Genomic DNA, 23,637 nt, shown 5'->3' with positions numbered 1-23,637 from the left:
CCCGACGATGGCCGAACCTGCGATCCGGCTGACGAACGCGAGCGCCGCCTACGACGGGCGCGCGGTGCTCTCCGGCATCGACCTGACGGTCCGCGCGGGCGAGCGGGTCGCGCTGATGGGGCGTTCCGGCGCCGGCAAGTCGACGCTGATCGGCCTGATCCAGGCGCAGGCCCCGGAGCGGGTCGCCCTGGTGCCGCAGGCGGCCGCGCTCGTGCGGACGCTGTCGGTGTTCCACAACGTCTACATGGGCCGGCTCGACCGCCGCTCGACCCTGCACAACCTGCGCACCCTGGCCTTCCCCGCCGCCGCCGACCTCGCCGAGATCCGCGCGGTGCTGGCCCGCGTCGGGCTGGCGGAGAAGATCCGCGACAAGGCCGGCGCGCTGTCGGGCGGGCAGCAGCAGCGCGTCTCGGTCGCCCGCGCGCTCTACAACGGCCGGCCGATCCTGGTCGGCGACGAGCCGGTCTCGGCGCTGGACCGGATGCAGGGCGCCGCGGTGCTCGCCGAGATGGCCCGCAGCCACGAGACCCTGGTGGTGGCCCTCCACGACGTCGCGCTGGCGCTCGCCCACACCGACCGGATCGTGGTGCTGGATGCCGGCCGCATCGTCTTGGACGCGCCGGCCCGCACCCTCGACGCCGCCGCGCTGAGCCCCTTCTACCAGGCGGCGGCGTGATCGGGCGGCAGCGCTCCACCCCGGGCTACGCCGCCGTCAGCCGCTGGTTCGCGGCGGCGGCGCTCGCCGCGCTGTTTCTCGCCGACCTGCACGTCACCAGCCTGAACCCCTGGGCCGATCTCCAGCGCCTGCTGGCCGGGCTGATCCGGCCGGACCTGCTCTCGGTGGAGGGCTGGAGCGTCGTCTACACCGTCGCCTTCGCGGTGCTCGGCGTGACGTGTGGGGCCGGCACCGGGTTCCTGCTGGCGATTCCCTTCGCGCGGTTCCGCAGCATCCGCCTCCTCTGCGCCGGGCTCCGCGCCGTGCACGAGCTGTTCTGGGCGCTGCTGCTGATGCAGGTGTTCGGGCTCTCGGCCACCACCGGCATCCTCGCCATCGCCCTGCCCTACGCGGGCATCTGCGCGAAGGTCTATTCGGAGATCATCGAGGAGGCCGACCTCTCGGCCCTGCGGGTGCTGCCCGAGGGCACGGGCAGCGTCTCCGCCTTCCTCTACGCCCGCCTGCCGGAGGTCGCCGGGTCCTTCCGGCACTACACGCTCTACCGCTTCGAATGCGCCATGCGCTCGACCCTGGTGCTCGGCTTCATCGGCCTGCCGACCATGGGGTTCTATCTCGAATCCGCCTTCCGGCAGGGGCGCTACGCCGAGGCCGGCGCGCTGCTCCTGGTGTTCTACGCGCTGATCGGCTCGCGCCGGCTCTGGGTGCGGGTGGGGTCCGTGCCGGTGCTGATCGCGGCGAGCGCGCTGGCGCTGCCGGCCACGATCGGCACCACGAACGTCGGCGCCAGCCTCCTCCGCTTCCTCACCCACGACGTCGTCCCCGCGCCCCTGCGCGGCGCCAGCCTTCTCGATCCCGAAACCCTGCCCCGCCTCTGGGCCTGGTTCGTGCCGATCCTCACCGGGCAGATCCTCCCCGGCGCGGTGCAGACGCTGGTGCTGGCGCAGATCGCCCTCGTCGCCACCGCCCTCGGTGCGCTCGTGCTGTTCCCGCTGGTGTCGCGCCGGTTCTCCGGCCGGTTCGGGTCGCCCGCGGGGCGCGTGCTCCTCGTGGTGCTGCGCTCGACGCCGGAATACATGCTCGCCTACGTGCTGCTGCAGATGCTCGGCCCCTCGATGCTGCCGGCGATCCTCGCGCTGTCGATCCACAACGCCGGCATCATCGGCTATCTGATGGGCCGCCACGCCGACGCGCTGCCCTACCGGGCGGACGCGCCGCGCGGCCTGAACCTCTACGCCTACGAGACCGTGCCGCGGCTCTACGGGCAGTTCCTCGCCTACCTGCTCTACCGCTGGGAGCTGATCCTGCGCGAGAGCGCGATCTTCGGCATCCTCGGCGTCGCGACGCTCGGCTACTACGTCGACGCCGCGATCTCGGAATTGCGCCTCGACGTCGCCGTGGTGCTGATCGCCGCCACCGCCGCGATGACGGTCGCGGTCGACGCCGCGTCGCGGGCGCTGCGGACGGCGTTGCGCATCAACACCCTGCCGACGCGGCTCGCCGACCCGGTGACGGGCCCCCCGCCGGCGCCCGCCCGGGCCTGAGATCGGATGCCAACCATGCTCAACTGCGCGATCCTCGACGACTACCAGGGCGTCGCCACCACGCTGGCGGACTGGTCTGCCGTCCGGGACCGGGTCGCGCTGCGGACCTTCCGCGCGGGCTTCGCGACGCAGGACGCGCTGGTCGAGGCCATCGCCGAGTGCGAAATCGTGGTGATGATGCGCGAGCGCACGCCGTTCCCGGCCGCCCTGCTCGCGCGCCTGCCGAAGCTGAAGCTCCTGGTCACGTCCGGCATGCGCAACGCGAGCATCGACCTCGCGGCGGCCAAGGCACGCGGCATCACCGTCTGCGGCACGGCGAGCGGTTCCGAGCCGCCGGTGGAGCTGACCTGGGCGCTGATCCTGGGCCTCGCCCGCCGCGTCGTGCCGGAGGCGAACGCGCTCCGGGCCGGCGGCTGGCAGACGAGCGTGGGCGCGGATCTCGCCGGCCGCCGCCTCGGCATCCTGGGGCTCGGCAAGATCGGAACCCGCGTCGCCCGCATCGGCCAGGCGTTCGGCATGGCGGTCTCGGCCTGGAGCCCGAACCTCACGGCGGAGCGGGCGGCGGAGGCCGGCGTCGCGCTTGCGCCGTCCAAGGCGGACCTGCTGGCCAGGAGCGACGTGGTCTCGATCCACCTGGTGCTGGGCGAGCGCACCCGCGGGCTCGTCGACGCCGCGGCGCTGGCGCTGATGCAACCCCACGCCCTGTTGATCAACACCGCGCGGGCGGGCCTCGTCGACGGGCCGGCGCTGCAGGCCGCGCTCCGGGACGGGCGGATCGGCGGAGCCGGCCTCGACGTGTTCGAGACCGAGCCGCTGCCGGCGGACTCGCCCTGGCGCAGCCTGCCGAACCTGCTGGCCCTGCCCCATCTCGGCTACGTCAGCGAGGCCAACTACCGCACCTACTTCACCGAGGCGGTGGCCGACATCCAAGGGTTTCTCGACGGCGCGCCGGTGCGGGTGATCGGGTGACGGACGCGATCGTCGCCGGATCGCCCGCGGGTCCCTTCTCCCAGGGGGAGAAGGACACGATGAGGGGCGTGCGTCGTCCGGAGAGGCTGCACCTCTCACGCCGGTTCTCGCGTTCCAGTCTGTCGGATTCGCCCCTTCCGCACCGATGAGCGGACGGGGCAAAGCTTCCCACCCCGAGCGCTTGCGGGTCGAGGCATGGGACCCCTACGGAGAGGTCACGCCCCTCATCCCACCCTTCTCCCCCTGGGAGAAGGCGCCACGGAGCGCTGCCCCGGGCTCACCCCTTCACCAGCGGGCAGCCCCCCTCGGCCAGCGGGCGGAACACCTCGTTGCCGGGGTTGACCGCCAGGACGTTGTAGAGGTCCCACTCGCCCTTCGACTCGGCGGGCTTCTTGACCTCGAACAGGTACATGTCGTGGATCTTGCGCCCGTCGGCGCGGATCGTGCCCTTGCCGAAGAGCGGGTCGTCGGTCGGCATCTCCTTCATCTTGGCGACGACGGCGGCGCCGTCCTTGGCCGAATGGAGCGCGGCCACCGCCTTCAAGTAGTGCAGGAAGCCGCCGTAGACGCCGGCCTGGTAGGCGGTGGGCTTGCGGCCGCCGTCGCGCTTCGCGAAGCGCTCGGAGAAGGCGCGGGTCTGGTCGTTCAGGTCCCAGTAGAACGCCTCGGTGAGCGTCAGCCCCTGGGCGATCGTGGTCCCGAGGGCGTGGATGTCGGTCGAGGAGATCAGCAGCGCGGCCAGCGCCTGCCCGCTCTCGCGGATGCCGAACTCGTGCGCCTGCTTGATCGCGTTGGCGGCATCGCCCCCGGCATTGGCGAGCCCGATCACCTTGGCCCCCGACCCCTGCGCCTGGATCAGGAACGACGAGAAGTCGGCGGTCGGGAACGGCGTCTTGACGGTGCCGAGCACCGTGCCGCCGTTCTTGAGCACCACCGCGCGGGTGTCGCGCTCGAGCGCGAGGCCGAAGGCGTAGTCGGCGGCGAGAAAGAACCAAGTGTCGCCGCCGCGCTTCAGCATCGCCTTGCCGTTGCTGGTCGCGAGCGCCACCGTGTCGTAGGTCCAGTGCACGGTGTTGGGCGTGCATTGCGCGCCGGTGAGGTCCGGCGTGCCGCCGCCGGAATTCACGAAGACCTTGTTCTTCTCGCGGGTGATCGCGTTGACGGCCAGCGCCACCGAGGAGGTCGGCACGTCGAACACCGCGTCGACCCCGTCGCGGTCGTACCATTGCCGGGTCAGCGCGGCGCCGATGTCGGGCTTGTTCTGGTGGTCGGCGGAGACGATCTCGACGGTCAGCCCGTGCTCGGCCGGCTTGAAATCCTCGAGCGCCAGGCGCGCGGCGATCACCGCGCCCTCGCCGGTGGAGTCGGAATAGACCCCCGAGCGGTCGTTGAGCACGCCGATCTTGACGGTCGCGAGGTCCGTCGGGGCGGTCTTCTCCTGTGCGAGCGCCGCGTGCGCGCCGACGAGGCAGGCGGCCGCGGTGACGAGGTGGCGGATCATGGCGTCTCTCCCGAGGGACGCCGCCGGCAGCGTTCATCGCCGCTCGGCCTTCGCGTCCGGACGCCATTGAGCGCGAAAGGCGGCCGCCTGTCAGCCGTCCGTCGTGCCGGATCGGGCCGACTGTAACCGGGGTGCGCGCGGGCCGGAGGCCTCAGCCGGCCGCCAGCCCCGGGACCGGCACGCCGAACGCCTGCGCCAGCAGGACCGCGTTGAGGCAGAGCACGAGGGCCGCGCCCGCCACCGCCGCGACCTGCGTCGCCCGCCGGTTGGCGAAGGCGCCCATCAGGTCCGGGCGGCGGGTGAACAGCACCAGCGCGATCATCGGCACCGGCAGCGCCAGCGACAGCACTACCTGCGAGAGCACCAGCGCGCGGGTCGGGTCGACGCCGATCCCGATCACCACGAAGGCCGGCACCATCGTCGCCAGCCGCCGCACGATCAGCGGCACGCGCCAGCCCAGGAAGCCCTGCATCACCATCTGCCCGGCCATCGTGCCGACCACCGAGGACGAGACGCCGGACGCGATCAGCGAGACCAGGAACGCGCCCGCGGCCGCCGGGCCGAGCAGCGGCGTCAGCGTCCTGTAGGCCTGGTCGATCTCGGCGACCTCGCTGTGGCCGAGGTGGAAGGCGGCCGCCGCCATGATCACCATGGCGATGTTGACCAGGCCGGCGAGCGCCAGCGCCACCACCACCTCGCGGTTCGAGTAGCGCAGGAGCAGGCGCCGGTCGGCGTCGTCGCGGACCCCGCCGCGTCCCTGCGTCAGCCCCGAATGCAGGAACAGCGCGTGCGGCATCACCGTGGCGCCGATGATGCCGACCGCGATGGTCAGCGCCTCGGCGTCCGGGATCCGCGGCGTCGTCAGCCCCCTGGCCGCGTCGGCCCAGGCGATCGGCGCGATGAACAGCTCGATCGCGTAGCAGAGGCCGATGGTCGCCACCATCGCGCCGATGACGATCTCCATCCAGCGGAATCCTCCGCGCTCGAGCAGCAGGATCGCGTAGGTGACGACGGCCGTGACCACCATGCCGGCGAACAGCGGCATCCCGGTGAGCAGGGCCAGGCCGATCGCGCCGCCGAGGAATTCCGCGAGGTCGGTGGCCATCGCGGCGAGCTCGCTCACCGCCCACATCGCGAGCCGCACCGGCCTCGGGAACTCGTCGCGGCAGAGCTCGGCGAGGTTGCGGCCGGTGACGATGCCGAGCTTGGCCGAGAGCGCCTGGAACAGCATCGCCACGAGGTTGGCGGCGAGCACCACCCAGAGCAGGCCGTAGCCGTACTTGGCGCCGGCCTGGATGTTCGTCGCGAAGTTGCCGGGGTCCATGTAGGCGATCGACGCCATCACGGCCGGCCCGGTGAACAGCAGGAAGCGGCCGCGCCCGACGGCCCGCCCGTCGAGCACGTCGCGGATGCGCCGCTCCGTGCGCAGGCTCAGGCTGTCGCGCTGCGGTGCGGTCCGGCCGCCGGCCGGCGTGTCCGCGATGGGTTGGTCCATGAACGTCGCCGCGATCCTGCCCGGCCCCGTGCCGCGCGCTTTATAGCATGAGCTATAAAGATGTGCTCGGGCTCAAGGTCAAGATCGAATCTTGCGCGCGCCCGGGGCTCCCCTTCCGCGCCGCTTTTGCTAAACAGGCTGCCTGCGCCGCAGCCGCCCGGCCTATGGGTGTGATCGCAGGCTTCGGGCGCGAAACCGCAAAGCGTTTCCGCGCGACCTGCCCAAGGGGGGAGAGAGCCGGCACCATGCAGGATCCGCCACGATCCGAGCCCGCGCTCATCGACCCGGAGGTCCATGTCGAGAGCTTCCGGCAGGCCCGCGAGGCCCGGCGCTCCGAGCTCGTCGAGGACTACGTCGAGCTGATCGCCGACCTGATCGGCGACGGCGGCGAGGCGCGCCAGGTCGACATCGCCGCCCGCCTCGGCGTGGCGCAGCCGACCGTCGCCAAGATGCTGAAGCGGCTGGCCGAGGACGGCCTCGTGCAGCAGCGCCCCTATCGCGGCGTGTTCCTCACCGAGGCCGGACGGGCGCTCGCGAGCCAGGCGCGCGAGCGCCACCGCATCGTCGAGCGCTTCCTGTGCGCCCTCGGGGTCAGCCCCGAGACCGCGCGGCGCGACGCCGAGGGCATCGAGCACCATGTCAGCGGCGAGACCCTGGAGGCGTTCCGGCGCTTCTGCGAAGGCCGGCCCGACGCGTGACGCTCGGCGCCTTCGACCCGGGTCGGAGGCATCCGCCGCAGCGGCGGCCCACGTTCGCGCCTGCGGCCGAGCCTCGTCGCCTCCGAAGGCGGATCTCACCCGAACAGGTCGACGGTGGTGAAGCCGCGGGCTTCCAGGCGCTCGGCGAGCACGCGCCGGTGGCAGCGCTCGGGGGCGCGCTCGAAGCAGAGCAGGCAGGTCGGCGCGGCCTCGGCCATCCCGGCGAGCGCATCGAGGGCGAGGCCGCCGTCGGCGGTGTCGAGCACGGCCTCGCAGTAGATCCTGCGCATCAGCGCCGCGTCGTGGCCGCGGGCCGCCTCGCGCCCGGCCTTCGGCGTGCCGAGGCTGCGCAGGTGGGCGTAGGCGAGGCCCGCCTCCTCGATCCCGGCCTTGAGCGCCCCCTTCGAGAACCCGCGCTTGCGCGAGTTGGCGACCGCCCGCACGTCCGCGAGCAGGCCGCATCCGGCCTCGCGGAGGGCGGCGGTCAGGCGCTCCGGATCGAGCCCTTCGTAACCTATGGTGAACAGAACCTTACCCAACCCGAGCCCTCCGAAGAAGCGAGGCGGCAGCGTGACTTAACCCGCGGCGCGCGGGCCGGCGCGGACGCGCTCCACGCGGTCATGTGTCTCGTCCGACACGGGTTCCGGAATTCCGCCGCATTGACGGCAAAAGTCTGTTAACCGCCTCGGGGCCATCGAATAGCTCTGTTGTGGCGCTTCACCAGATGGCGGGCCGGGCATCGATGTCGCTGAGGAATGCTCGTCCCGTGGATCTCGCCTCGACCTCGGCCGGCCTGCGCGCGGTCGCCAAGCGCATCCTGGCGGCGACGCTTCTGGCGAGCCTCGCGGCTTGCGCCTCCAACAACGACTTCTACCCGACGAACGGCGACGCGAAGCCCCATCCGGGCGTCGCGCGGGCCAAGAGCCATCCGATCCAGGGCATCGACATCTCGAAGTGGCAGGGACCGGTCGACTGGGCCTCGGTGCGCGCCGCCGGCACCCAGTTCGCCTTCATCAAGGCGACAGAGGGCGGCGACCACGTCGACGACCGCTTCCGCGCAAACTGGGACGCCGCCGGCCAGGCGGGCGTGCCGCGCGGCGCCTACCACTTCGTGTTCTGGTGCCGCTCGGCCAAGGAGCAGATGGACTGGTTCAAGAAGAACGTCCCCAACGACCCGACCGCCCTGCCCCCGGTGCTGGACGTGGAGTGGAACGGCCATTCGCAGACCTGCCCGAAGAAGCTGCCGAAGGCGCAGGCCCTGGCGATGACGACCTACATGCTCGAGGAGATGGAGCGGTACACCGGCAAGCGGCCGATCATCTACACCGACATCACCTTCCACAAGGACGTGCTCGAGGGCGAGCTGCCGGATTACCCGCATTGGCTGCGCTCGACCGCAGCCGAGCCCGAGCAGCGCTTCGCCAACCGCAAGTGGATGCTGTGGCAGTTCACCTCGACCGGCCGCGTGCCGGGGGTGCGCGGCGACGTCGACCGCAACGCCTTCTACGGGACGCCGGCCGAGTGGGCCTCGTTCCTCTCGACCGATTGCGACCCACGCGAGCACCGCCGCCTCTCCGAGCAGGGCCTCTGCACCGGCAAGTAGAAAGCCGGCCGGCACCCCTCTGAAAGCGCTTCCCGCCGACGCGCGATCGCGCCGGCGCAGCCGCGCGCAAATGTCGAAAAATCATCGAATTCGCGCGTCTTCTGTCCACTAATGGACGGACTGCGGCCGGGTCGCTCCTGTAGGTTGTGATGATCCCTCCACCGTCGAATCGCATGTCGGTCGCGTCTTCCTCCCCGTTCGACGGCAACCGCCTGCTCGAGAGCCTGCGCGGCGCCGACCGCGCCCTGCTGGCGCCGCATCTCGAGCCGGCCGCCTACGAGAAGGGCGACGTGCTCTTCGCCACCGGCGCCGAGGTCGGCGCGATCACGTTTCCCTGCCGGCAGACGGTCGTGACCCTGCTGATCGCGATGCAGGACGGCCGCAGCGCCGAGACCGCCACGATCGGCTGCGAAGGCGCCGTCGGCGGCGCGGTCAGCGACGGCCGGGTTCCCGCCTCCACCAGCGCGGTCGTGCAGGTCGGCGGACCGGCCCTGCGCCTGGATGCGGCGCGCCTGCAGGAGGCCAAGCGCCGCTCGGCGAGCCTGCGCGCCCTGTTCACCCGCTACGCCGACTGCCTGCTGGCGCAGGTGCTGCAATCGGTAGCCTGCAACGCCCTGCACCCGATCGAGGCGCGCTGCCTGCGCTGGCTGCTGACCCTCCAGGACCGGATCGACGGCGACGTGCTGCCCGTGACCCACGAGCAGCTCGCCGCGATGCTCGGGGTCCAGCGCACCTATCTCACCCGCATCCTCAGCACGCTGCAGGCGCAGGGCCTGCTGCGCGTCGGGCGCGGCCGCATCACGATCCTCGACCGCACCGCGATGGTGGACGCCGCCTGCGAGTGCCACGGCGTCGTCCGCCGCCACTACGACACCGTGCTCGGCAGCATCCACGCCGTCGGCGGCGCGTCGGAGCGCGCGGCGGCGACCGACCGCGACGAGGGCGGAAGGAGGCGGGATGCGGCGCGCTGAACCCCGCTTCCCCATCCCACGGCCCGAGGCCGCCGCGGCGTGCGGATCGCCGCGGACGCCGCGGTGAGCGCCCCGTCCACCCTTCCCGACCGACCGGTGCGGGCCGCGCCCCGCGCAGATTCCGGAGCGCATCCGGCCAAGACCGGCTTCGACGACACCGTGCTGCTCGCGCGTGCGCTCCTCGGTGCGCCGGCCTCCTTCCTCGGCCTCGTCGACGGCGACGGCTTGGCGGTGGCGGCACGCCTCGGGATCGCCGCGCCCGACGGGCGGGCGCTGGCACGGCTGCTCTCGCGAGGGGGGCTCGATCGGGGCGGAGGCGTCCGCCAGGGACAAGTCCTCCCCCACGGCGACATCTTCCGAGACGACCTCTGCGTCCTGCCCGACCTCCGCGTCCTCGCCGACCGGGGCGCGGGGCCCGGTGGAGGCGCGCTCCCGTTCGGCTTCCTCGCGGCGCTCCGCCTCGTCTCGCGCGACGGCGTCCCGCTCGGGACGCTCTGCGTCCTCGACACCCTGCCGCGCGCCGGCCTCGCGCCCGGCCAGGAGGCGGCCTTCCGGGCGCTCGGGCGCCGCACGGTCGGCCTGCTGGAGAGCCGCGCCGCCCTCGACCGTCGGGAGGCGCGCCTCGCCCGGCAGCGCCAAGCCCTCGCGGCGCGCGCCGCCACCACCGTCCGCCTCGGCGAGAGCGCGCTGCTGATGCGGCTGGCGATCGAGGCGACCGAGATCGGGATCTGGGACTACGACCCGCTCGCCGACCGCCTCGATTGCGATGCCCACGCCCGCCGGCTGCTCGGGCTCGACGCGGCGCAGCCGGCGAACCTGGCGCGGACCTTCCTGCGGGCGATCCACCCGGACGACCGGATGCGCGCCGCCGCCGACCTGCGCACCGCCCTCGACCCGGAGGGCGACGGGCGGTTCGGCGGCGACTACCGGCTGGCGCGGCCCGACGATGCGCCCTGCTGGGTCGCGATCTGCGGCCGTCCGGTGCTCGCCGGCGGCCGGGCCAACCGGGTCGTCGGGAGCGTCCGGGACGTCACCGCGCGCAAGGTCGCAGACCTCGCCTCGGAGGCCGTCCGCGAGCGCTACCGCCTGATCGCGCGAGCGACCAGCGACGCGATCCGCGACTGGGATCTCGTCGCCGACACGGTCACGTGGAACGAGGCGCTCCAGACCGCCTACGGCTGGGCTCCGGACGGCGAGGCCGCCACCGGGGCATGGTGGCTGGCGCAGGTCCACCCGGCCGACCGCGACCGGGTCGAGGCGGCGCTCGGTACCGCGATCCGGGGCGGGAGCGACGCCTGGAGCCTCGAATACCGCTTCCTGCGCGCCGACGGACGCCACGCCGACGTGCTCGACCGCGGCTACGTGATCCGCGGCGCGGACGGCACGCCGGTGCGCATGGTCGGCGCGATGCTCGACCTGAGCGAGCGCAACCGCGCCGAGGCCGATGTCCGCGCGATCTTCGAGGGCGCCAACGTCGGCATCGTCCAGCTCGATCCGCACAGCCTGGAGGTGCTGAGCGTCAACGCCAAGCTCTGCGCCATCTGGGGCGCGCCGGCCGCCGCCATCGTCGGCCGGTCGGTGGCGCTGTGGACCCCGCAGGAGGATGCGGCCGAGCGCGACACCCTGCACCGGCGCCTCGCCGCCGGCGAGGTCCTGCGCGAGACCCTGGAGAAGCGCTACCGCCGTGCCGACGGCCGCATCATCTGGGCCCGGGTCAACCTCGTGTCGCAGGCGCTGGGCGACCGGCTCCAGACCACCGCGATGATCGAGGACATCACGCTGGAGCGCACCACCGAGGCGCGCCACCGTGCGCTCATCGCGCTGGGCGACGCGCTGCGCGACGCCTCGGGCCGGACCGAGGCGATCGGTGCCGCCGCCGCGATCCTCGGCGCGACGCTTCCGGCGACGCGGGCGGGCTACGGCGCCGTCGATGTCGCGGGCGGCGTGTTCCAGGTCGAGGCCGCCTGGACCGCGGCGGACGCCGACCCGGCCGGCCCGCCGCCGCCCTGCCCGCTCGCCGCCTTCCCCGAGACCCTGGCGCGCCTGGCCTCGGGCCTGCCGCAGGCGATCCCCGACAGCGCCGATCCGGCGCTGGCCGGCGATGCCGCGGCCTATGCCGGCATGGGAGCACGGGCCGCGATCAACGTCCCGCTGACGCGGCTCGGCCGGCTCGCCGGGGTGCTGTTCGTCCACGACCGCGCGCCGCGCGCCTGGGCCGCCGGCGAGATCGCCTTCGTGCGCGAGGTCGCCGAGCGGCTCTGGGGCACGCTCGGGCGCATCCAGGCCGAGGACCAGCAGGCGCTCCGCAACCGCGAGCTCAGCCACCGCCTCAAGAACACCCTCGCGATGGTCCAGGCCATCGCGTCGCAGACCCTGCGCAACGCCCCCGATTTCGAGAGCGCCAAGGAGGCGCTCGCCGCCCGGCTGATCGCCCTGGGCAAGGCGCACGACATCCTCCTGACGGGCGCGCGCGAGAGCGCCGGCATCGCCGCGGTGATCGCCGGGGCGCTGGCGATCCACGACGACGGCCAGGCCGGGCGCCTCGCCCTCGACGGGCCGGAGATCGAGGTCGGCCCGAAGGCGGCGCTGTCGCTGGCGCTGATGATGCACGAGCTCGCCACCAACGCGGCCAAGTACGGCGCGCTCTCGGTGCCCGGCGGCCGCGTGGCCGTGACGTGGTCGCTCGATGCCGACGCCATGGTGCGGATGCTGTGGACCGAGCGCGGCGGTCCCAAGGTCGCGCCGCCGACGCGGAAGGGCTTCGGGTCGCGGCTGATCGAGCGCGGGCTCGCGGGCGCGGTCGGGGGCGCGGTCGGCCTCGCCTACGAGCCCGACGGGGTCGTCTGCCGCGTCGAGGCGCCGCTGTCGGGCTTCCAGGCCGTGGAGTAGGCCGCGCCCGGGTCGGCGCGGGATGAGACCGCCCCGCCAAAGCGTCTCTTACGGTATCCGTCGTCCGATCCCACATCCTCCGAGATGTTCTTCCGCCGCGCCCGAAGCGACAGCTTGTGCGACCTGCCCGGTCTTGAGACCGCGCGACTGTCGATCGACGTGCTGATTCCGGGCGATGCGGAGGCGCTGCGGAGCCTCACCGACGACCCGGCGATCACCGGCGCCGTCGATTTCCTGCCCGCGCCCTTCACGCTCGAGGATGCCCGCAGGCTCATCGCCTCGGGACGCCGCCGCGAGGACCGGTTCTTCGGCGCCCGGACGCGCGAGGGCCGAACCCTGGTCGGGGTGGTCGGGACGCACCTGCGCGGAACCGAGGCGGTCGAGATCGGCTACTGGGTCGGCGGCGCCGCCCGGGGGCGCGGTCTCGCCACGGAAGCGGTGTCGGGCATCCTGGGATCGCTGTCGCTGCGCTTTCCGGCCCGCACGATCGTTGCCGAGTGCCGTCCCGGCAACGTCGCCTCCTGGGGGCTCCTAACCAAGCTCGGGTTCCGCGACACCGGCGAGGAGGGGCACCGCCCGGGCCGGCGGCTGATGGCGCGGCGGGCGATCTGAGGAGGGCTCGCGCGTCCCGACGCCCGCCCGCCAGACCTCGGCAAGGCGGGAACGATTTCGATCGTCTGGGCAAATTTACCGAGTTAACGTGCAGATTAGGACCGTGATAACCGATCCATAGGAACATGCTCCACGGACTTGAGGTGGGGCGCGGGCATGGACAGCGCGGAAAACGGCTTCGTCGACGCGCGCGAAACCGTGCGCGAACGCGTCGGCGGCTGGGCGGTCCGCCGCCGCATCGCGCAGGCCGGGCCGACCCTGCTTCTCGTCGTCGGCGCCCTGCTCCTGCCGAACGCGCTGGCCATCCTGGCAAGCCTCTGGATCGGCATTCCGGCACGATCCGCTCCGATCGCGGCCTACGTCGTCGTGATCCTGGTCGGCATCCGGCTGCCGCCCCTTGCCGTGGTGCCGCTCTACCTCACGGTGGTGGCCTTCGACCTGCTGATGATCGTCACCGAGATCTTTTTCCTCGACATCGGATCCATCCATCACAACCTCGATGCCCTGACGCATGTCCGGTTGCTGAGCTCGCCGCTCTATGCGGGGCTCACGGCGGCCCTGACGGCATTCGTCGCGGCCGGCCTGTGGTTCCTCGTGCGCTACAGGGCGCGCATGGTCCGAGGCAACAGGATCGTCCTCGCCCTGGCGGTGTCGGGATTCCTGTTCGCCGACATCGCGATCAACAGCTCGGCCAGCCTTTCTCTCGGCCCGGCCGCCGCCATCGGTCAGCCCTTCCAATCCGCGGTCCAGGCGTCGGGCTTCGCCGCCCTGACGGAGCCGTCGCCGCGGAAGCCGAACGTCCTTCTCGTACTCGTCGAGAGCCTGGGCGTCCTGCGCGACCCGCGCCATAGGGAGGTGCTGTTCTCCGCCTTCGACGACGCGGCCTTGAGGGAGGCCTTCAGCATCACGACCGGCACGACGAGCTTCTTCGGGGCGACCTCGTACGGGGAGATGCGCGAGCTCTGCCATTCGCGCTCGGCCTACACCGTTCTCCTCGACGGGCACGGACCGACCTGCCTTCCGGCCCAGCTCGCCGCGCGAGGCTACCGCACCGTCTCGGTCCACGGGTTCACGAGCGCCTTCTACGATCGGTCGTCCTGGTACCCGAAGGCGGGCTTCGTCCGAAGCGTGTTCCAGGACACCGCGACCTCGGCCTACACGCGGCACTGCGGCGGCGCGTTCGTCGGCCCCTGCGACGTCGACATCGCCGAAACCATCGACGACCGGCTGTCGAAGGCGACGCAGCCGCTGTTCGTGTACTGGGTCACGCTCAATTCCCATGTCCCGGTCAGGCCCGGGGAGGCGACGCCGCGCCACGACTGCAAGACCGGTGGGCCCTTCGGCGATCCGGAGGTCTGCGCGATGGCCGAGATCTGGGAGGACCTGTTCGCGGCGGTCTCGCGTCTCGCGATCCGCAATCCGGGTACGGAGATCCTCCTGGTCGGCGATCATGCCCCGCCGCTCTGGCGCCGGGCGGCCCGCGTCCGCTTCGAGCCGGACCGGGTTCCCTGGATCCGGCTCGCGCCGCGCCATCCGGCCACGCCCGTCCTGTACCGGACGGCATCCCCGCAATAGCTTCCGACCGGCGGATCGCCGCGCGGCTCACCGGGCCGCGGCGGGCATCCCGGCCGGCATCGCCCCGCGCCCGCGATAGATCACCAGCGTCGCGACCAGTCCCAGGGCGCCGCCGAGCGACATCCACAGGCCGGGCGCGGCCTTGTCGCCGGTCGCCGCGATCAGCCACGTGGCGACGAGCGGCGTCATGCCGCCGAACAGGGCGGTCGCCAGCGAGTAGGCGAGCGAGAAGCCGGCGGTGCGGACCTCGACCGGAACGACCTCGGTCAGCGCCACCACCATCGCGCCGTTGTAGCTGCCGTAGAGGAACGAGAACCACAGCAGCACGGCGAGCATCGCCCCGAAGCTGATGTGACCCACGAGCCAGGTCAGCGCCGGGTAGGCGGTGAGCAGGGTCAGCGCCGAGAACGCGATCAGGAGCGGCTTGCGGCCGATCCGGTCGGACAGAGCCCCCATCACCGGGAGCCAGAACAGGTTCGAGACCGCGACGCAGAAGGTCACGAGCAGGCTGTCGGTGTCGGTGAGCTTGAGGACGCTCTTGCCGAAGGTCGGCGTGTAGACGGTGATCGTGTAGAACGCGATCGTGGTCATCGCGACCATCAGCATGCCGAGCAGCACGATCCGCCAGTTCGTCGCGAGCGTCCGGAAGATCTCGGCCGCCTCCGGCCGGTGCTTGCGCTCGGCGAAGGCCTTGGTCTCCTCCAGCGAGTTGCGGATGTAGAACAGGAACGGTACCAGCGCGCAGCCGATGAGGAACGGCACCCGCCAGCCCCATTCCGACATCTGCTCCGGCACCAGCGCGTGGCTCAGCCCGTAGCCGATCGCGGCGGCGGCCATGATCGCCACCTGCTGGCTCCCCGATTGCCAGGACACGTAGAAGCCCTTGCGGCCGGGCGTCGCCATCTCCGACAGGTAGACCGAGACGCCGCCGAGCTCGACGCCCGCCGAGAAGCCCTGGAGCAGCCGGCCGATCAGGACGAGGGCCGGGGCGAGCAGGCCGATGGTGGCGTAGGCCGGCACGAAGGCGATCAGCACCGTGCCGGCGGCCATGATCGCCAGGGTGGTGATCAGCCCCTTGCGGCGCCCGACCCGGTCGACGTAGGCGCCGAGCAGCACGGCGCCGAGCGGCCGCATCAGGAAGCCGGCACCGAACGTCATGAAGGTCAGCATCAGGGAGGCGAACTCGTCGCCGGCCGGGAAGAACGCCTTCGCGATGTGGGTCGCGTAGAAGCCGAACAGGAAGAAGTCGAACATCTCCAGGAAGTTGCCGCTGGTGACGCGGAGCACCGCCCCGACCGTCGACCCGGAGGATTTTTCGTAAGGTCCCGCCACGGCTGCGCCTCGTCCCGCGATCCGGCCTGCGCCGTCCGCGCCACTGTTCGCCGGGACGGGCGCGGGCTCAAGTCGCGATGTCGCCGATCGAGGGACTTTTTCGCGCGCTTGAACGTGGGGGCGCTACTCGGCCGCCGCGGCCTGGGGCGTCGTGCCGGCGATCCAGGCCGACAGGTCGGCGCGCGCCCGGTCGGTCAGGGCTTGGCGCTTGAGCATCGCCTTCTCCGGCCCGCGCAGGCGCTTGCCGGTCTCGTTGCGCGGCATCGCGGCGAGCGGCGGGAACAGGCCGAAATTGACGTTCATCGGCTGGAACGAGCGCGGCTTGCCCGGCTCCTTGGCCGTCTCCTCGGGCGCGTCGTCGAGGATGTGGCCGCCGGTGATGTGGGCGATCAGCGCGCCGAGCGCGGTCGTCTGCGGCAGGGGCTCGAGCGCCCCGCCCCGGCTCTCCGCCACCGCGAAGCGCCCGGCCATCAGGCCGATCGCCGCGCTCTCGACATAGCCTTCGCAGCCGGTGATCTGGCCGGCGAAGCGCAGCGACGGGCGCACCTTCAGGCGCAGGGTCGCGTCGAGCAGGCGCGGGCTGTCGAGGTAGGTGTTGCGGTGGAGGCCGCCGAGGCGGGCGAACTCCGCGTTCTCGAGGCCGGGGATGGTGCGGAAGACGCGGACCTGCTCGGAATAGGTCAGCTTCGTCTGGAAGCCGACCATGTTGTAGAGCGTGCCGAGCGCGTTGTCCTGGCGCAGCTGCACGATCGCGCAGGCCTTCACCTGGGGATCGTGCGGGTTGGTGAGGCCGACGGGCTTCATCGGGCCGTGGCGCAGGGTCTCGGGGCCGCGCTCGGCCATCACCTCGATCGGCAGGCAGCCGTCGAAGTACGGCGTCGAGGCCTCCCACTCCTTGAAGCCGATCTTCTCGCCGCCGACGAGCGCCGCGATGAAGGCGTCGTACTGCGTTCGGTCCATCGGGCAGTTGATGTAGTCGGCCCCCGTGCCGCCGGGCCCGACCTTGTCGTAGCGCGACTGGAACCACGCCTTGCTCATGTCGATCGAGTCGCGGTGGACGATCGGGGCGATGGCGTCGAAGAAGGCGAGCGCGTCGGCACCGGTGATGGTGCGGATCGCCTCGGCGAGGGCGGGGGCGGTGAGCGGGCCGGTGGCGACGATGCACGGCCCCCAGCTCTCCGGCGGCAGCCCGGCGACCTCTTCCCGCACGATGGTGACGTTGGGGTGCGCTTCGAGCGCGGCGGTGACGGCGGCGGAGAACCCCTCGCGGTCGACCGCGAGCGCGCCGCCGGCCGGGACCTGATGCCGGTCGGCCGCCCGCAGGATCAGCGATCCGAGCGTCCGCATCTCCTGGTGCAGGAGGCCGACGGCGTTGCCGTTCGGGTCGTCGGAGCGGAAGGAGTTGGAGCAGACGAGCTCGGCGAGGCCCTCGCCGTGATGGGCCTCGGTGCCGCGCACCGGCCGCATCTCGTGCAGCACCGCGTGGTGGCCGGCTTCGGCGATCTGCCAGGCGGCTTCCGAGCCTGCGAGGCCGCCGCCGACGATGTGGATGGGCGCGCTTGCTTGGGACATGCCCCTGCAGATACCGGAACGAGCCGGCCCGAGGCAACGGGCCGGCGCACGTCCGGGAGCTTCAGCCGCGGGCGATGGGGGTTCAGCCGCGGGCGATGGCGGTTCAGCCGCGGGCGATGCCCTGGATCTCGAAGCGGTTGATGCCGAGGTCGGCGAGGTCGCGGTCGGACAGGCGCGACAGCTCGGTGATGGTCTCACGGTAACGGAGATAGGCGCGGAAACGGTTGAGGACGCTACGGGCGGCGGACATGACATTGACCTTTGTTCAGGCAGGCGGTGACGACCGCTTGGGCACCGTCTGCCTCTTGTTGGTGCAATGCACATATAAGCTTGCTGCGCCGCAGCGGCAGGCCGACATTCGTTAGCCAGCCATGCGAGCCCGGCATGCGGCGCACAACGATTTGGCAAGGTTTTGGAAAGCCTGTTTTCGAGGCCTTCGCGCGCGCCGGATCGCGTTCGCAGTTCAGGAGGCCAACGGCGTCCGATCGGCTTGGGCAACGTGCAAGCGATGACCTTGCGTCGTCTGCGCGCCGGCACGGTCGCGCATCGATCCGATCGCCGAACACTGTGGATCCGCGTGCGGCATCGTGAATACGACAACGCCGCATCGGCCGAAAGGCGCGATGCGGCGCTGTCCATGCGCCGGGCCCGGTCTCAGTAGAACGGGCGCGGCCCGTAATAGGCCGGGCGGCCGTAGAACGGGCGCGGCGGGCCGTAGGCGTAGGGGCCGTAGACCGGCCGCCGCCAGTACGGGCGCGGGCCCCAGTTCGGCCGGCACACGCCCCACGGATTGGGATGGAAGCCGGGGCCGCAGCCGCCGGCGACGGTCTCGATCAGGGCGCCGCCGGGCAGCGGCGCCAGCGGCATGGCCTGGGCGGCGGGTGCGAGGAGCAGGGCTCCCGCCAGGCCGGCTGCCGTCGCCAGGCCGGCCCCACCAAAAGTCTTCACGTGCGTCATGACGCGATCTCCTTCGATGTCCGGCCAGGGAGGGAATGGCCGGGCAGCGAGAAAACTACGGCGTGCCGGATGAATTTCCACTGACGGCCGTGTTGTGCTGCGTACAGCCAGGCTTCGGCCCGGGCGGGGCGGTCAGTGCAGAGGGGCGGTACAGGGACGGTCAGTGCAGGGGCGGGCTCATGAGGAAGCGCTCGCGGTCGCCCGAGACCAGGGTCGGCTTCAGGGCGCGGCCGTCGCGGCGGATCGTCAGCGGCACCCGCACGCCCGCTTCGCCCAGCGCCCAGACGCTGCGGAAGAAGTCGGCGAGATCCGCCACCGGCTCGCCCGCCACCGCCTCGATCACGTCGCCCGCGCGCAGGTCCGCCGCCTCGGCCGGGCCGTTGTCGGCGAGCCCCATCACCACGACGCCATCCTCGCTCTCGGTGGCGTAGAGGCCGAGCCAGGGGCGGGCCGGACGGTTGGCGCGCCCGCGCGAGGTCAGGTCGTCGAGGATCGGCGGCAGCAGGTCGATCGGCACCACCATGTTGATCGCCCGCGGGCCCGACGTGCCGCCCTGCTGGAGCTGGAGCGAGCCGATCCCGAGGAGGTCGCCCTCCGGGCCGATCAGCGCGGTCCCGCCCCAGTTCGGATGCGAGGGCGCGGTGAACAGCGCCTCGTCGAGGACGTATTCCCAGTAGCCGGCGAATTCCTGCCGGGCGACGATCTGCGCGGCGACGCAGCGCTGGCGCCCGCCGGCGCCGGCCACCACCGCCCGGTCGCCGATCTTCAGGCTACCGGAGGTGCCGAGCTTGAGCGCCGGCACGCCCAGCGGCCCGAGCGCCTGGACGAGGCCGAAGCCGGTGGCGGCATCGAACCCCATGACGTGGCCGGGCACGGAGCGGCCGTCGTTGGTGGTGAGCCACACGCTCTCCGCCTCGGTGACGAGGTATCCGATGGTGAGCACGAGGCCGTCCTCGCCGATGACCACGCCGTTGCCCGCCCGCTCGGTGCCGAGCGTCTCGGCGGTGAAGGCCTCGGCCGGCACGCGGGCGGAGAGCTGGACCATCGCCGTGAGGGCGCGGTCGAGGTCGTAGCCGTAATCGCCGGGCTTCGGCTGCGTCGAAGCCGGGATCTTCCAATCACCCTGCGAGGCCATGCCGCGTCGGTCCTTCGAGATGTCTGCGCTCCGGTAAGGTGCCGGAGGGTCGGTGGTCCGAGGGGCGCGAGCCGCGTGCCCCCATCCGGGAGATAGGACGCGCCGACCGGTCGCGACACCCCGGCAGGGCGACGCGGCGGCGCGGCGCGAGAGGGCGGCGCGGCGCGAGGCCGTGCCGGCGAGCCGCAACGTCCGCGGGAAAGGTCGGTCCGAGCCATCGTCGCCCCGCATCGCCCCCGCGATGCATCCCTAGGGAGAACCGCGGCAATCGGGGCGCCGCGTCTTCTCATCACCGCAGAATGCGCTAACCCTTGCCGCAACGGTCCTGATCGTTCGCCTGTCCGGCGCGAGGACCTGCCGATGGGACGGGGGACGATCCTTGGGCGACCGATCCTTGGGCGACGACGCGACCCTGCAGCGGATCCTGCGCGCGATCGCCGGTGGCGACAAGGGCGCCCTGCGCTCGCTCTACGACCTGACATCACCGAAACTTTACGGGGTGATCCTGCGTATCCAGCGGGATCGGAGCGTGGCCGAGGATGTGCTTCAGGACGTCTATCTCCGCGTCTGGCAGGCGGCAGGCTCCTACGCTCCGGAATCCGGGCGGCCGATGACTTGGCTCTGCGCCATCGCGCGCAACCGGGCCATCGACGGGATCCGCCGCAAGGGCGAGGTCCAGGGACCGGTGCGCGAGGACGGCGAGGACTGGGTGGAACGTCTCATCGACCCGCACGACACCGAGGCGGCGATCGTCGGACGCGGCGCGCTCGCGGCCTGCCTCGCGCGCCTCGACGAGGCGCAGCGCGCCTGCGTCGTGCTCGCCTATTGCGAGGGCTGGTCGCGCGAGGAGCTGGCCCAGCACTACGACCGGCCCGTCAACACCATCAAGACCTGGCTGCACCGCTCGCTCGGCGCCCTCAAGGGCTGCCTGGAGGAGCAGGCGTGAGCGCCGGGCCCGAGACCGAGCGCGACCTGCGCGCCGCCGAGTACGTCCTCGGCTCGCTCTCGCCCGACGAGCGCGCGGCGTTCGAGCTGGAGCGCGTCGTCGATCCCGCCACCGCGCGCGCGGTGGCGGCGTGGGAGCGGCGGCTCGGGCCGCTGGCCCTCGCCGTTCCGGCCGAGATGCCGCCCGACCATGTCTGGCCCAGGATCGCCGGCGCGCTGACGGGGGCGGACGCGATCCCGGCCCCCGCGCCCCTGGCTTCCGCGCCCCCTGCCCCCGCGCCGACGGCCGCCAACGACGACCGCGCGATCCGCCTCGTCAGGCAGGTGCGGCGCTGGCGCCTCGTGGCGGCGGGGACGGGGCTGCTCGCGGCGGGGCTCGCGCTGTTCGTCGCGGTCGGCGGCCGGCGGGACGAGCCGGCGCCGGGCACGCGCTACCTCGCCGTGGTGCAGAGCGGCGGCGCGCTGCCCGCCCTCGTGCTGCGGATCGACACGGCGACGGGCACCGCCGAGGTGCGCCCGGTGGGCGCCGAGACCCCGTCCGGCAAGAGCCTCGAGCTCTGGTACATCGGCTCCGGGGCGTCCCCCAAGGCGATCGGCCTCGTCGGCGCCTCGGCGACCCGGATCGCCCTGCCGGCGGAGACCGCGGCGAGCGGGCTCATCGCCGTGACGGTGGAGCCGCCGGGCGGATCGCCGAACGGCGCCCCGACGGGGCCGGTGGTCTATTCCGGCACGCTGATCCGCGAGTGAGGCGGGCATCCGCGTGACCCGACCCCGATGACCGAGGTCGGAACGAGGAACACCCCGGACCTCGCGGCCCGGGGTGTTCCTCGTCGTGCCGCGCGCCGGCGCCTCGGCCGGAGCGCGGCGGCCGCGATCAGGGCTGCAGCACGCCGTTGATGACGTGGATGACGCCGTTCGACTGCATCACGTTGGCGATGGTGACGGTGGCGGTGTTGCCCTTGGCATCGGTCACGTAGACCTTCTTGCCCTTGGACGTGACCACCAGGGGATCGCCCTCGACGGTCTTGAGCTGGGCCTCGCCGCCGCCCTTCTTGACCTCGGCCATCAGCTCCTTGGCGGTGTAGACGCCCGGGACGACGTGGTAGGTCAGGATCTTGGTGAGCGTGGCCTTGTTCTCGGGCTTCACCAGCGTCTCGACCGTGCCGGCCGGGAGGCGGGCGAAGGCGGCGTTGGTCGGGGCGAACACGGTGAACGGGCCCGGGCCCGACAGGGTGTCGACGAGGCCGGCGGCCTTCACCGCGGCCACGAGCGTGGTGTGATCCTTGGAGTTGACCGCGTTCTCGACGATCGTCTTGTTGGCATACATCGGCGCGCCGCCGACCATCGGGTTCTTGGCGAAGGCCGCGACCGGCGCGGCGCCGAGGGCGAGCGCGAGGGCGAAGGTGGCGAAGCGGGAGGCGTGATGCTGCGTCATGGGGTATCCTGACCGTTCGTAGGGCCCCGGTGCGCGGGGCTACGGGCGGCCTTACGGAGCCTCGCACGGAAAGGTTTCGGGCGGGATCGATTCCGGTCGCGCATCGGGCGCGGCGCCGTCCGAAACGTAGAAAAACCGCCCGGTCCTCGCGGACCGGGCGGTTTCTGCTTCGACCTCGGTCGGCGGCGGATCCTGCCGGACCCGCCGCGTCTCCCGGCCTCAGTACTTGCGCATCAGGGGCACTGGCGCGGCGGCGGCGGCCTGCGCCGTGTAGAGCGGCGCGATGATGCGGAACCAGCCGCGGGTCTCGTCGGCGAAGGCGCCGACGCCGCGATCGGCGACCGTACGCGTCACGAACACCTGAGCCTTGAACGCGCCGAAGTCGTAACCGACGAGGCCACCGGCCGCGAACGTGCCCTGACGCTGATAGGCCGCAAAGGCTGCGCCGCGGTTCCGGTTGATCGGAAGGTCGGTGAAGCCGTAGGCCACGGCGCCGATCTCGAACTTGCCGAAGGTCTTGGTCGCCGTCAGGTCGAGGTAGAGGCCGTCGGCGTTCACGATCGGGCCCAGCGCCGCAAACTGACCGCCGAAGCGGGCCGCGTCGTCGACGTAGAAGATGTGCGTCAGGGCCGCGGTCAGGTTGTAGCCGTCGCCGGTGTACGAGATCGCGCCGGTGTTGCGGATCGAGGTGGAGGCGTTCTGCGGCAGCACCGGGGTGCAGCCGGCGGTCAGCGTGCCGTTGCAGAGCGAGCCGCGGTCGCCGACGCCGATGTAGGCGCCGACGAGGTAGGCTGTGCTGATCTTGTTGCCGAGATCCCAGGCGAAGATGTTGCCGATGAAGGGGTTGTAGAAGTAGCTCTGGTCCTGGTTCGGGACGCCGGCCGCGTTGTTCGTGCCCACGAACACCGACGGGACCGCGATCACCGGCATGATGCTCGCGCCGAGGACCTTGAAGCCGGTCGACCAGACCAGGATCGGCACGTTGACGCCGACGTCCGGGCTGTTGCGCGCGTCGCCGCGGCCGGTGCTGAAGGTGTTGATCGCGTAGACGCCTTCCGGCAGCGGGCCGTAGGCGAGACCGACCTGCTCGCCGGGCTGCGTGGACGGCGTCGCCTGAACGCTGGTGTTCATGCCGACGGTGAGGGCGACCGCACCTGCGGCAAGCCAGGTCTTCATCATTTTCTCGTTCCTTCCCAAGGATTTCCGAACTTCGTCCCGCCGCCTCTGCACTACCTTGCCGGTCTGCCGTCTGCGCGGCTCCCGTGCGAGATGTGCCAAGCGCCCCCTACGAAGCCGGCCCGTGTCTCAACGCTGATAACTATTCTACAGAGCGCTTGGGAAAGACAGTGGAATGCCTCGGATCTGGACAGCGAGAGCCGAACCGTTGCCCAAATGCCTCAACCTTGCTGCGGTGCGGCGGCCGAGCGACGGTCGCAGAAATTGCATTCGGAGAAGCCGGATTCGGCAGAATAGCGCATCCGTTTCAGGCTCTTGTCGGGGGAAGCGTAGCGGGAGGATTCGGCAAGCCCGGCGGGACCGATCGCCATCCCGGGGGGACGTCCCGGCCCGCGCCGGCGGGCTCCGTAAGTCGCGATCGGACGGTCGGGCCGTGCCCGGACGGGCGGATCGGCCGCAAGACAGGCCGAATCGGACGCCGATGCGGCGCGACCGCTCGGCAGATCTTGCCGAGCGGATGTCCCCATCGCCGGGAGGCGGAAGGGCGCGGCGCGC

Annotated in this window: 22 protein-coding genes; 11 read left to right on the top strand and 11 right to left on the bottom strand. The window is 72.1% G+C overall.

The window, feature by feature from the left end:
- Positions 1–7 precede the first annotated feature (7 nt).
- Genes MKK70_RS15960 through MKK70_RS15950 form a run of 3 tightly spaced genes read left to right on the top strand, consistent with a single transcriptional unit; the run spans position 8 to position 3,186 of the window.
- On the top strand, positions 8–676 hold the full coding sequence (locus MKK70_RS15960) for an ATP-binding cassette domain-containing protein (RefSeq protein WP_243933172.1): 669 nt from the start codon (positions 8–10) through the stop codon (positions 674–676).
- Complete coding sequence (locus MKK70_RS15955; RefSeq protein WP_243948836.1) at positions 673–2,217, top strand: PhnE/PtxC family ABC transporter permease; 1,545 nt, start codon at positions 673–675, stop codon at positions 2,215–2,217. The genes MKK70_RS15960 and MKK70_RS15955 overlap by 4 nt, the downstream gene beginning before the upstream one ends.
- Positions 2,218–2,232: 15 nt before the next feature.
- Positions 2,233–3,186 (top strand): D-2-hydroxyacid dehydrogenase family protein, encoded by a 954-nt coding sequence (locus tag MKK70_RS15950; RefSeq protein ID WP_243948835.1) that lies wholly within the window; start codon positions 2,233–2,235, stop codon positions 3,184–3,186.
- A gap of 277 nt (positions 3,187–3,463) precedes the next feature.
- On the opposite strand, the gene MKK70_RS15945 is transcribed toward MKK70_RS15950, so the two are convergent.
- A complete protein-coding gene (locus MKK70_RS15945; RefSeq protein WP_243948834.1) occupies positions 3,464–4,687 on the bottom strand; it encodes an ABC transporter substrate-binding protein in 1,224 nt (407 codons plus the stop codon).
- A 151-nt stretch (positions 4,688–4,838) separates the two neighbouring features.
- Positions 4,839–6,182, bottom strand: coding sequence for an Nramp family divalent metal transporter (locus MKK70_RS15940; protein ID WP_243948833.1), 1,344 nt, complete (start codon positions 6,180–6,182; stop codon positions 4,839–4,841).
- A 245-nt stretch (positions 6,183–6,427) separates the two neighbouring features.
- Here MKK70_RS15940 and mntR point away from each other — a divergent pair, with 245 nt between their 5' ends.
- Entirely contained in the window at positions 6,428–6,880 is a 453-nt protein-coding gene (gene mntR, locus MKK70_RS15935) for a manganese-binding transcriptional regulator MntR (RefSeq protein ID WP_147727183.1), read from the top strand.
- Positions 6,881–6,975: 95 nt separating this feature from the next.
- Here mntR and MKK70_RS15930 read toward each other — a convergent pair whose 3' ends face one another.
- Positions 6,976–7,419, bottom strand: a complete 444-nt coding sequence (locus tag MKK70_RS15930) for a DUF488 family protein (RefSeq protein WP_147727184.1) — start codon at positions 7,417–7,419, stop codon at positions 6,976–6,978.
- Positions 7,420–7,622: 203 nt separating this feature from the next.
- Here MKK70_RS15930 and MKK70_RS15925 point away from each other — a divergent pair, with 203 nt between their 5' ends.
- The 5 genes from MKK70_RS15925 (at position 7,623) to MKK70_RS15905 (ending at position 14,530) form a co-directional block, all read left to right on the top strand.
- A complete protein-coding gene (locus MKK70_RS15925) occupies positions 7,623–8,483 on the top strand; it encodes a glycoside hydrolase family 25 protein (RefSeq protein WP_243933174.1) in 861 nt (286 codons plus the stop codon).
- Between the two features lie 173 nt (positions 8,484–8,656).
- Positions 8,657–9,454 (top strand): Crp/Fnr family transcriptional regulator, encoded by a 798-nt coding sequence (locus tag MKK70_RS15920; RefSeq protein WP_243948832.1) that lies wholly within the window; start codon positions 8,657–8,659, stop codon positions 9,452–9,454.
- Between the two features lie 63 nt (positions 9,455–9,517).
- Positions 9,518–12,343, top strand: a complete 2,826-nt coding sequence (locus MKK70_RS15915; protein ID WP_243948831.1) for a PAS domain-containing protein — start codon at positions 9,518–9,520, stop codon at positions 12,341–12,343.
- Between the two features lie 84 nt (positions 12,344–12,427).
- On the top strand, positions 12,428–12,955 hold the full coding sequence (locus MKK70_RS15910) for a GNAT family N-acetyltransferase (protein WP_147727647.1): 528 nt from the start codon (positions 12,428–12,430) through the stop codon (positions 12,953–12,955).
- A 156-nt stretch (positions 12,956–13,111) separates the two neighbouring features.
- The gene (locus MKK70_RS15905) at positions 13,112–14,530 is read left to right on the top strand and encodes a sulfatase-like hydrolase/transferase (protein WP_243948829.1); all 1,419 of its coding nucleotides are present in this window, start codon (positions 13,112–13,114) and stop codon (positions 14,528–14,530) included.
- 27 nt (positions 14,531–14,557) lie between these two features.
- Here the strand turns inward: MKK70_RS15905 and MKK70_RS15900 are convergent, their stop codons facing one another.
- From MKK70_RS15900 to MKK70_RS15880, 5 genes are all read right to left on the bottom strand, one after another.
- The gene (locus MKK70_RS15900; RefSeq protein WP_147727649.1) at positions 14,558–15,862 is read right to left on the bottom strand and encodes an MFS transporter; all 1,305 of its coding nucleotides are present in this window, start codon (positions 15,860–15,862) and stop codon (positions 14,558–14,560) included.
- A 123-nt stretch (positions 15,863–15,985) separates the two neighbouring features.
- Positions 15,986–17,434: a methylenetetrahydrofolate--tRNA-(uracil(54)-C(5))-methyltransferase (FADH(2)-oxidizing) TrmFO gene (trmFO, locus tag MKK70_RS15895; protein ID WP_147860005.1), complete on the bottom strand. Its 1,449-nt coding sequence runs from the start codon at positions 17,432–17,434 to the stop codon at positions 15,986–15,988.
- Between the two features lie 103 nt (positions 17,435–17,537).
- Complete coding sequence (locus MKK70_RS15890; RefSeq protein ID WP_147727651.1) at positions 17,538–17,684, bottom strand: DUF1127 domain-containing protein; 147 nt, start codon at positions 17,682–17,684, stop codon at positions 17,538–17,540.
- A 404-nt stretch (positions 17,685–18,088) separates the two neighbouring features.
- Positions 18,089–18,391: a GCG_CRPN prefix-to-repeats domain-containing protein gene (locus MKK70_RS15885; protein ID WP_243933182.1), complete on the bottom strand. Its 303-nt coding sequence runs from the start codon at positions 18,389–18,391 to the stop codon at positions 18,089–18,091.
- A 160-nt stretch (positions 18,392–18,551) separates the two neighbouring features.
- The gene (locus MKK70_RS15880; RefSeq protein ID WP_147727653.1) at positions 18,552–19,526 is read right to left on the bottom strand and encodes a S1C family serine protease; all 975 of its coding nucleotides are present in this window, start codon (positions 19,524–19,526) and stop codon (positions 18,552–18,554) included.
- A gap of 394 nt (positions 19,527–19,920) precedes the next feature.
- Here MKK70_RS15880 and MKK70_RS15875 point away from each other — a divergent pair, with 394 nt between their 5' ends.
- Positions 19,921–20,472 carry a sigma-70 family RNA polymerase sigma factor gene (locus MKK70_RS15875; RefSeq protein ID WP_147729996.1) on the top strand — a complete coding sequence of 184 codons (552 nt, stop codon included), beginning with the start codon at positions 19,921–19,923 and terminating at the stop codon, positions 20,470–20,472.
- The gene (locus MKK70_RS15870; protein WP_405043022.1) at positions 20,469–21,218 is read left to right on the top strand and encodes an anti-sigma factor domain-containing protein; all 750 of its coding nucleotides are present in this window, start codon (positions 20,469–20,471) and stop codon (positions 21,216–21,218) included. Before MKK70_RS15875 ends, MKK70_RS15870 begins: the two co-directional genes overlap by 4 nt.
- Positions 21,219–21,345: 127 nt before the next feature.
- On the opposite strand, the gene MKK70_RS15865 is transcribed toward MKK70_RS15870, so the two are convergent.
- From MKK70_RS15865 to MKK70_RS15855, 3 genes are all read right to left on the bottom strand, one after another.
- Complete coding sequence (locus MKK70_RS15865) at positions 21,346–21,906, bottom strand: fasciclin domain-containing protein (protein ID WP_147729405.1); 561 nt, start codon at positions 21,904–21,906, stop codon at positions 21,346–21,348.
- Positions 21,907–22,125: 219 nt separating this feature from the next.
- A complete protein-coding gene (locus tag MKK70_RS15860; RefSeq protein ID WP_147729404.1) occupies positions 22,126–23,085 on the bottom strand; it encodes a transporter in 960 nt (319 codons plus the stop codon).
- Between the two features lie 218 nt (positions 23,086–23,303).
- Positions 23,304–23,453, bottom strand: coding sequence for a hypothetical protein (locus MKK70_RS15855; protein ID WP_243948827.1), 150 nt, complete (start codon positions 23,451–23,453; stop codon positions 23,304–23,306).
- Positions 23,454–23,637: the final 184 nt, after the last annotated feature.

It is taken from the genome of Methylobacterium sp. E-041 (genome assembly GCF_022829665.1).
Taxonomy (GTDB): domain Bacteria; phylum Pseudomonadota; class Alphaproteobacteria; order Rhizobiales; family Beijerinckiaceae; genus Methylobacterium.
Note: the sequence above shows the minus strand (reverse complement) of the source record. Positions and strands in the feature narration are given on the sequence as shown.

Coding starts and splice junctions, on each gene's coding strand:
- MKK70_RS15960 (WP_243933172.1), top strand. CDS start 8: ATGGCCGAACCTGCGATCCGGCTGACGAACGCGAGCGCCGCCTACGAC.
- MKK70_RS15940 (WP_243948833.1), bottom strand. CDS start 6,182: ATGGACCAACCCATCGCGGACACGCCGGCCGGCGGCCGGACCGCACCG.
- MKK70_RS15910 (WP_147727647.1), top strand. CDS start 12,428: ATGTTCTTCCGCCGCGCCCGAAGCGACAGCTTGTGCGACCTGCCCGGT.
- trmFO (WP_147860005.1), bottom strand. CDS start 17,434: ATGTCCCAAGCAAGCGCGCCCATCCACATCGTCGGCGGCGGCCTCGCA.
- MKK70_RS15855 (WP_243948827.1), bottom strand. CDS start 23,453: ATGGCGATCGGTCCCGCCGGGCTTGCCGAATCCTCCCGCTACGCTTCC.
- MKK70_RS15860 (WP_147729404.1), bottom strand. CDS start 23,085: ATGATGAAGACCTGGCTTGCCGCAGGTGCGGTCGCCCTCACCGTCGGC.
- MKK70_RS15890 (WP_147727651.1), bottom strand. CDS start 17,684: ATGTCCGCCGCCCGTAGCGTCCTCAACCGTTTCCGCGCCTATCTCCGT.
- MKK70_RS15945 (WP_243948834.1), bottom strand. CDS start 4,687: ATGATCCGCCACCTCGTCACCGCGGCCGCCTGCCTCGTCGGCGCGCAC.
- MKK70_RS15950 (WP_243948835.1), top strand. CDS start 2,233: ATGCTCAACTGCGCGATCCTCGACGACTACCAGGGCGTCGCCACCACG.
- MKK70_RS15920 (WP_243948832.1), top strand. CDS start 8,657: ATGTCGGTCGCGTCTTCCTCCCCGTTCGACGGCAACCGCCTGCTCGAG.
- MKK70_RS15885 (WP_243933182.1), bottom strand. CDS start 18,391: ATGACGCACGTGAAGACTTTTGGTGGGGCCGGCCTGGCGACGGCAGCC.
- MKK70_RS15925 (WP_243933174.1), top strand. CDS start 7,623: ATGTCGCTGAGGAATGCTCGTCCCGTGGATCTCGCCTCGACCTCGGCC.
- MKK70_RS15905 (WP_243948829.1), top strand. CDS start 13,112: ATGGACAGCGCGGAAAACGGCTTCGTCGACGCGCGCGAAACCGTGCGC.
- MKK70_RS15865 (WP_147729405.1), bottom strand. CDS start 21,906: ATGACGCAGCATCACGCCTCCCGCTTCGCCACCTTCGCCCTCGCGCTC.
- MKK70_RS15880 (WP_147727653.1), bottom strand. CDS start 19,526: ATGGCCTCGCAGGGTGATTGGAAGATCCCGGCTTCGACGCAGCCGAAG.
- mntR (WP_147727183.1), top strand. CDS start 6,428: ATGCAGGATCCGCCACGATCCGAGCCCGCGCTCATCGACCCGGAGGTC.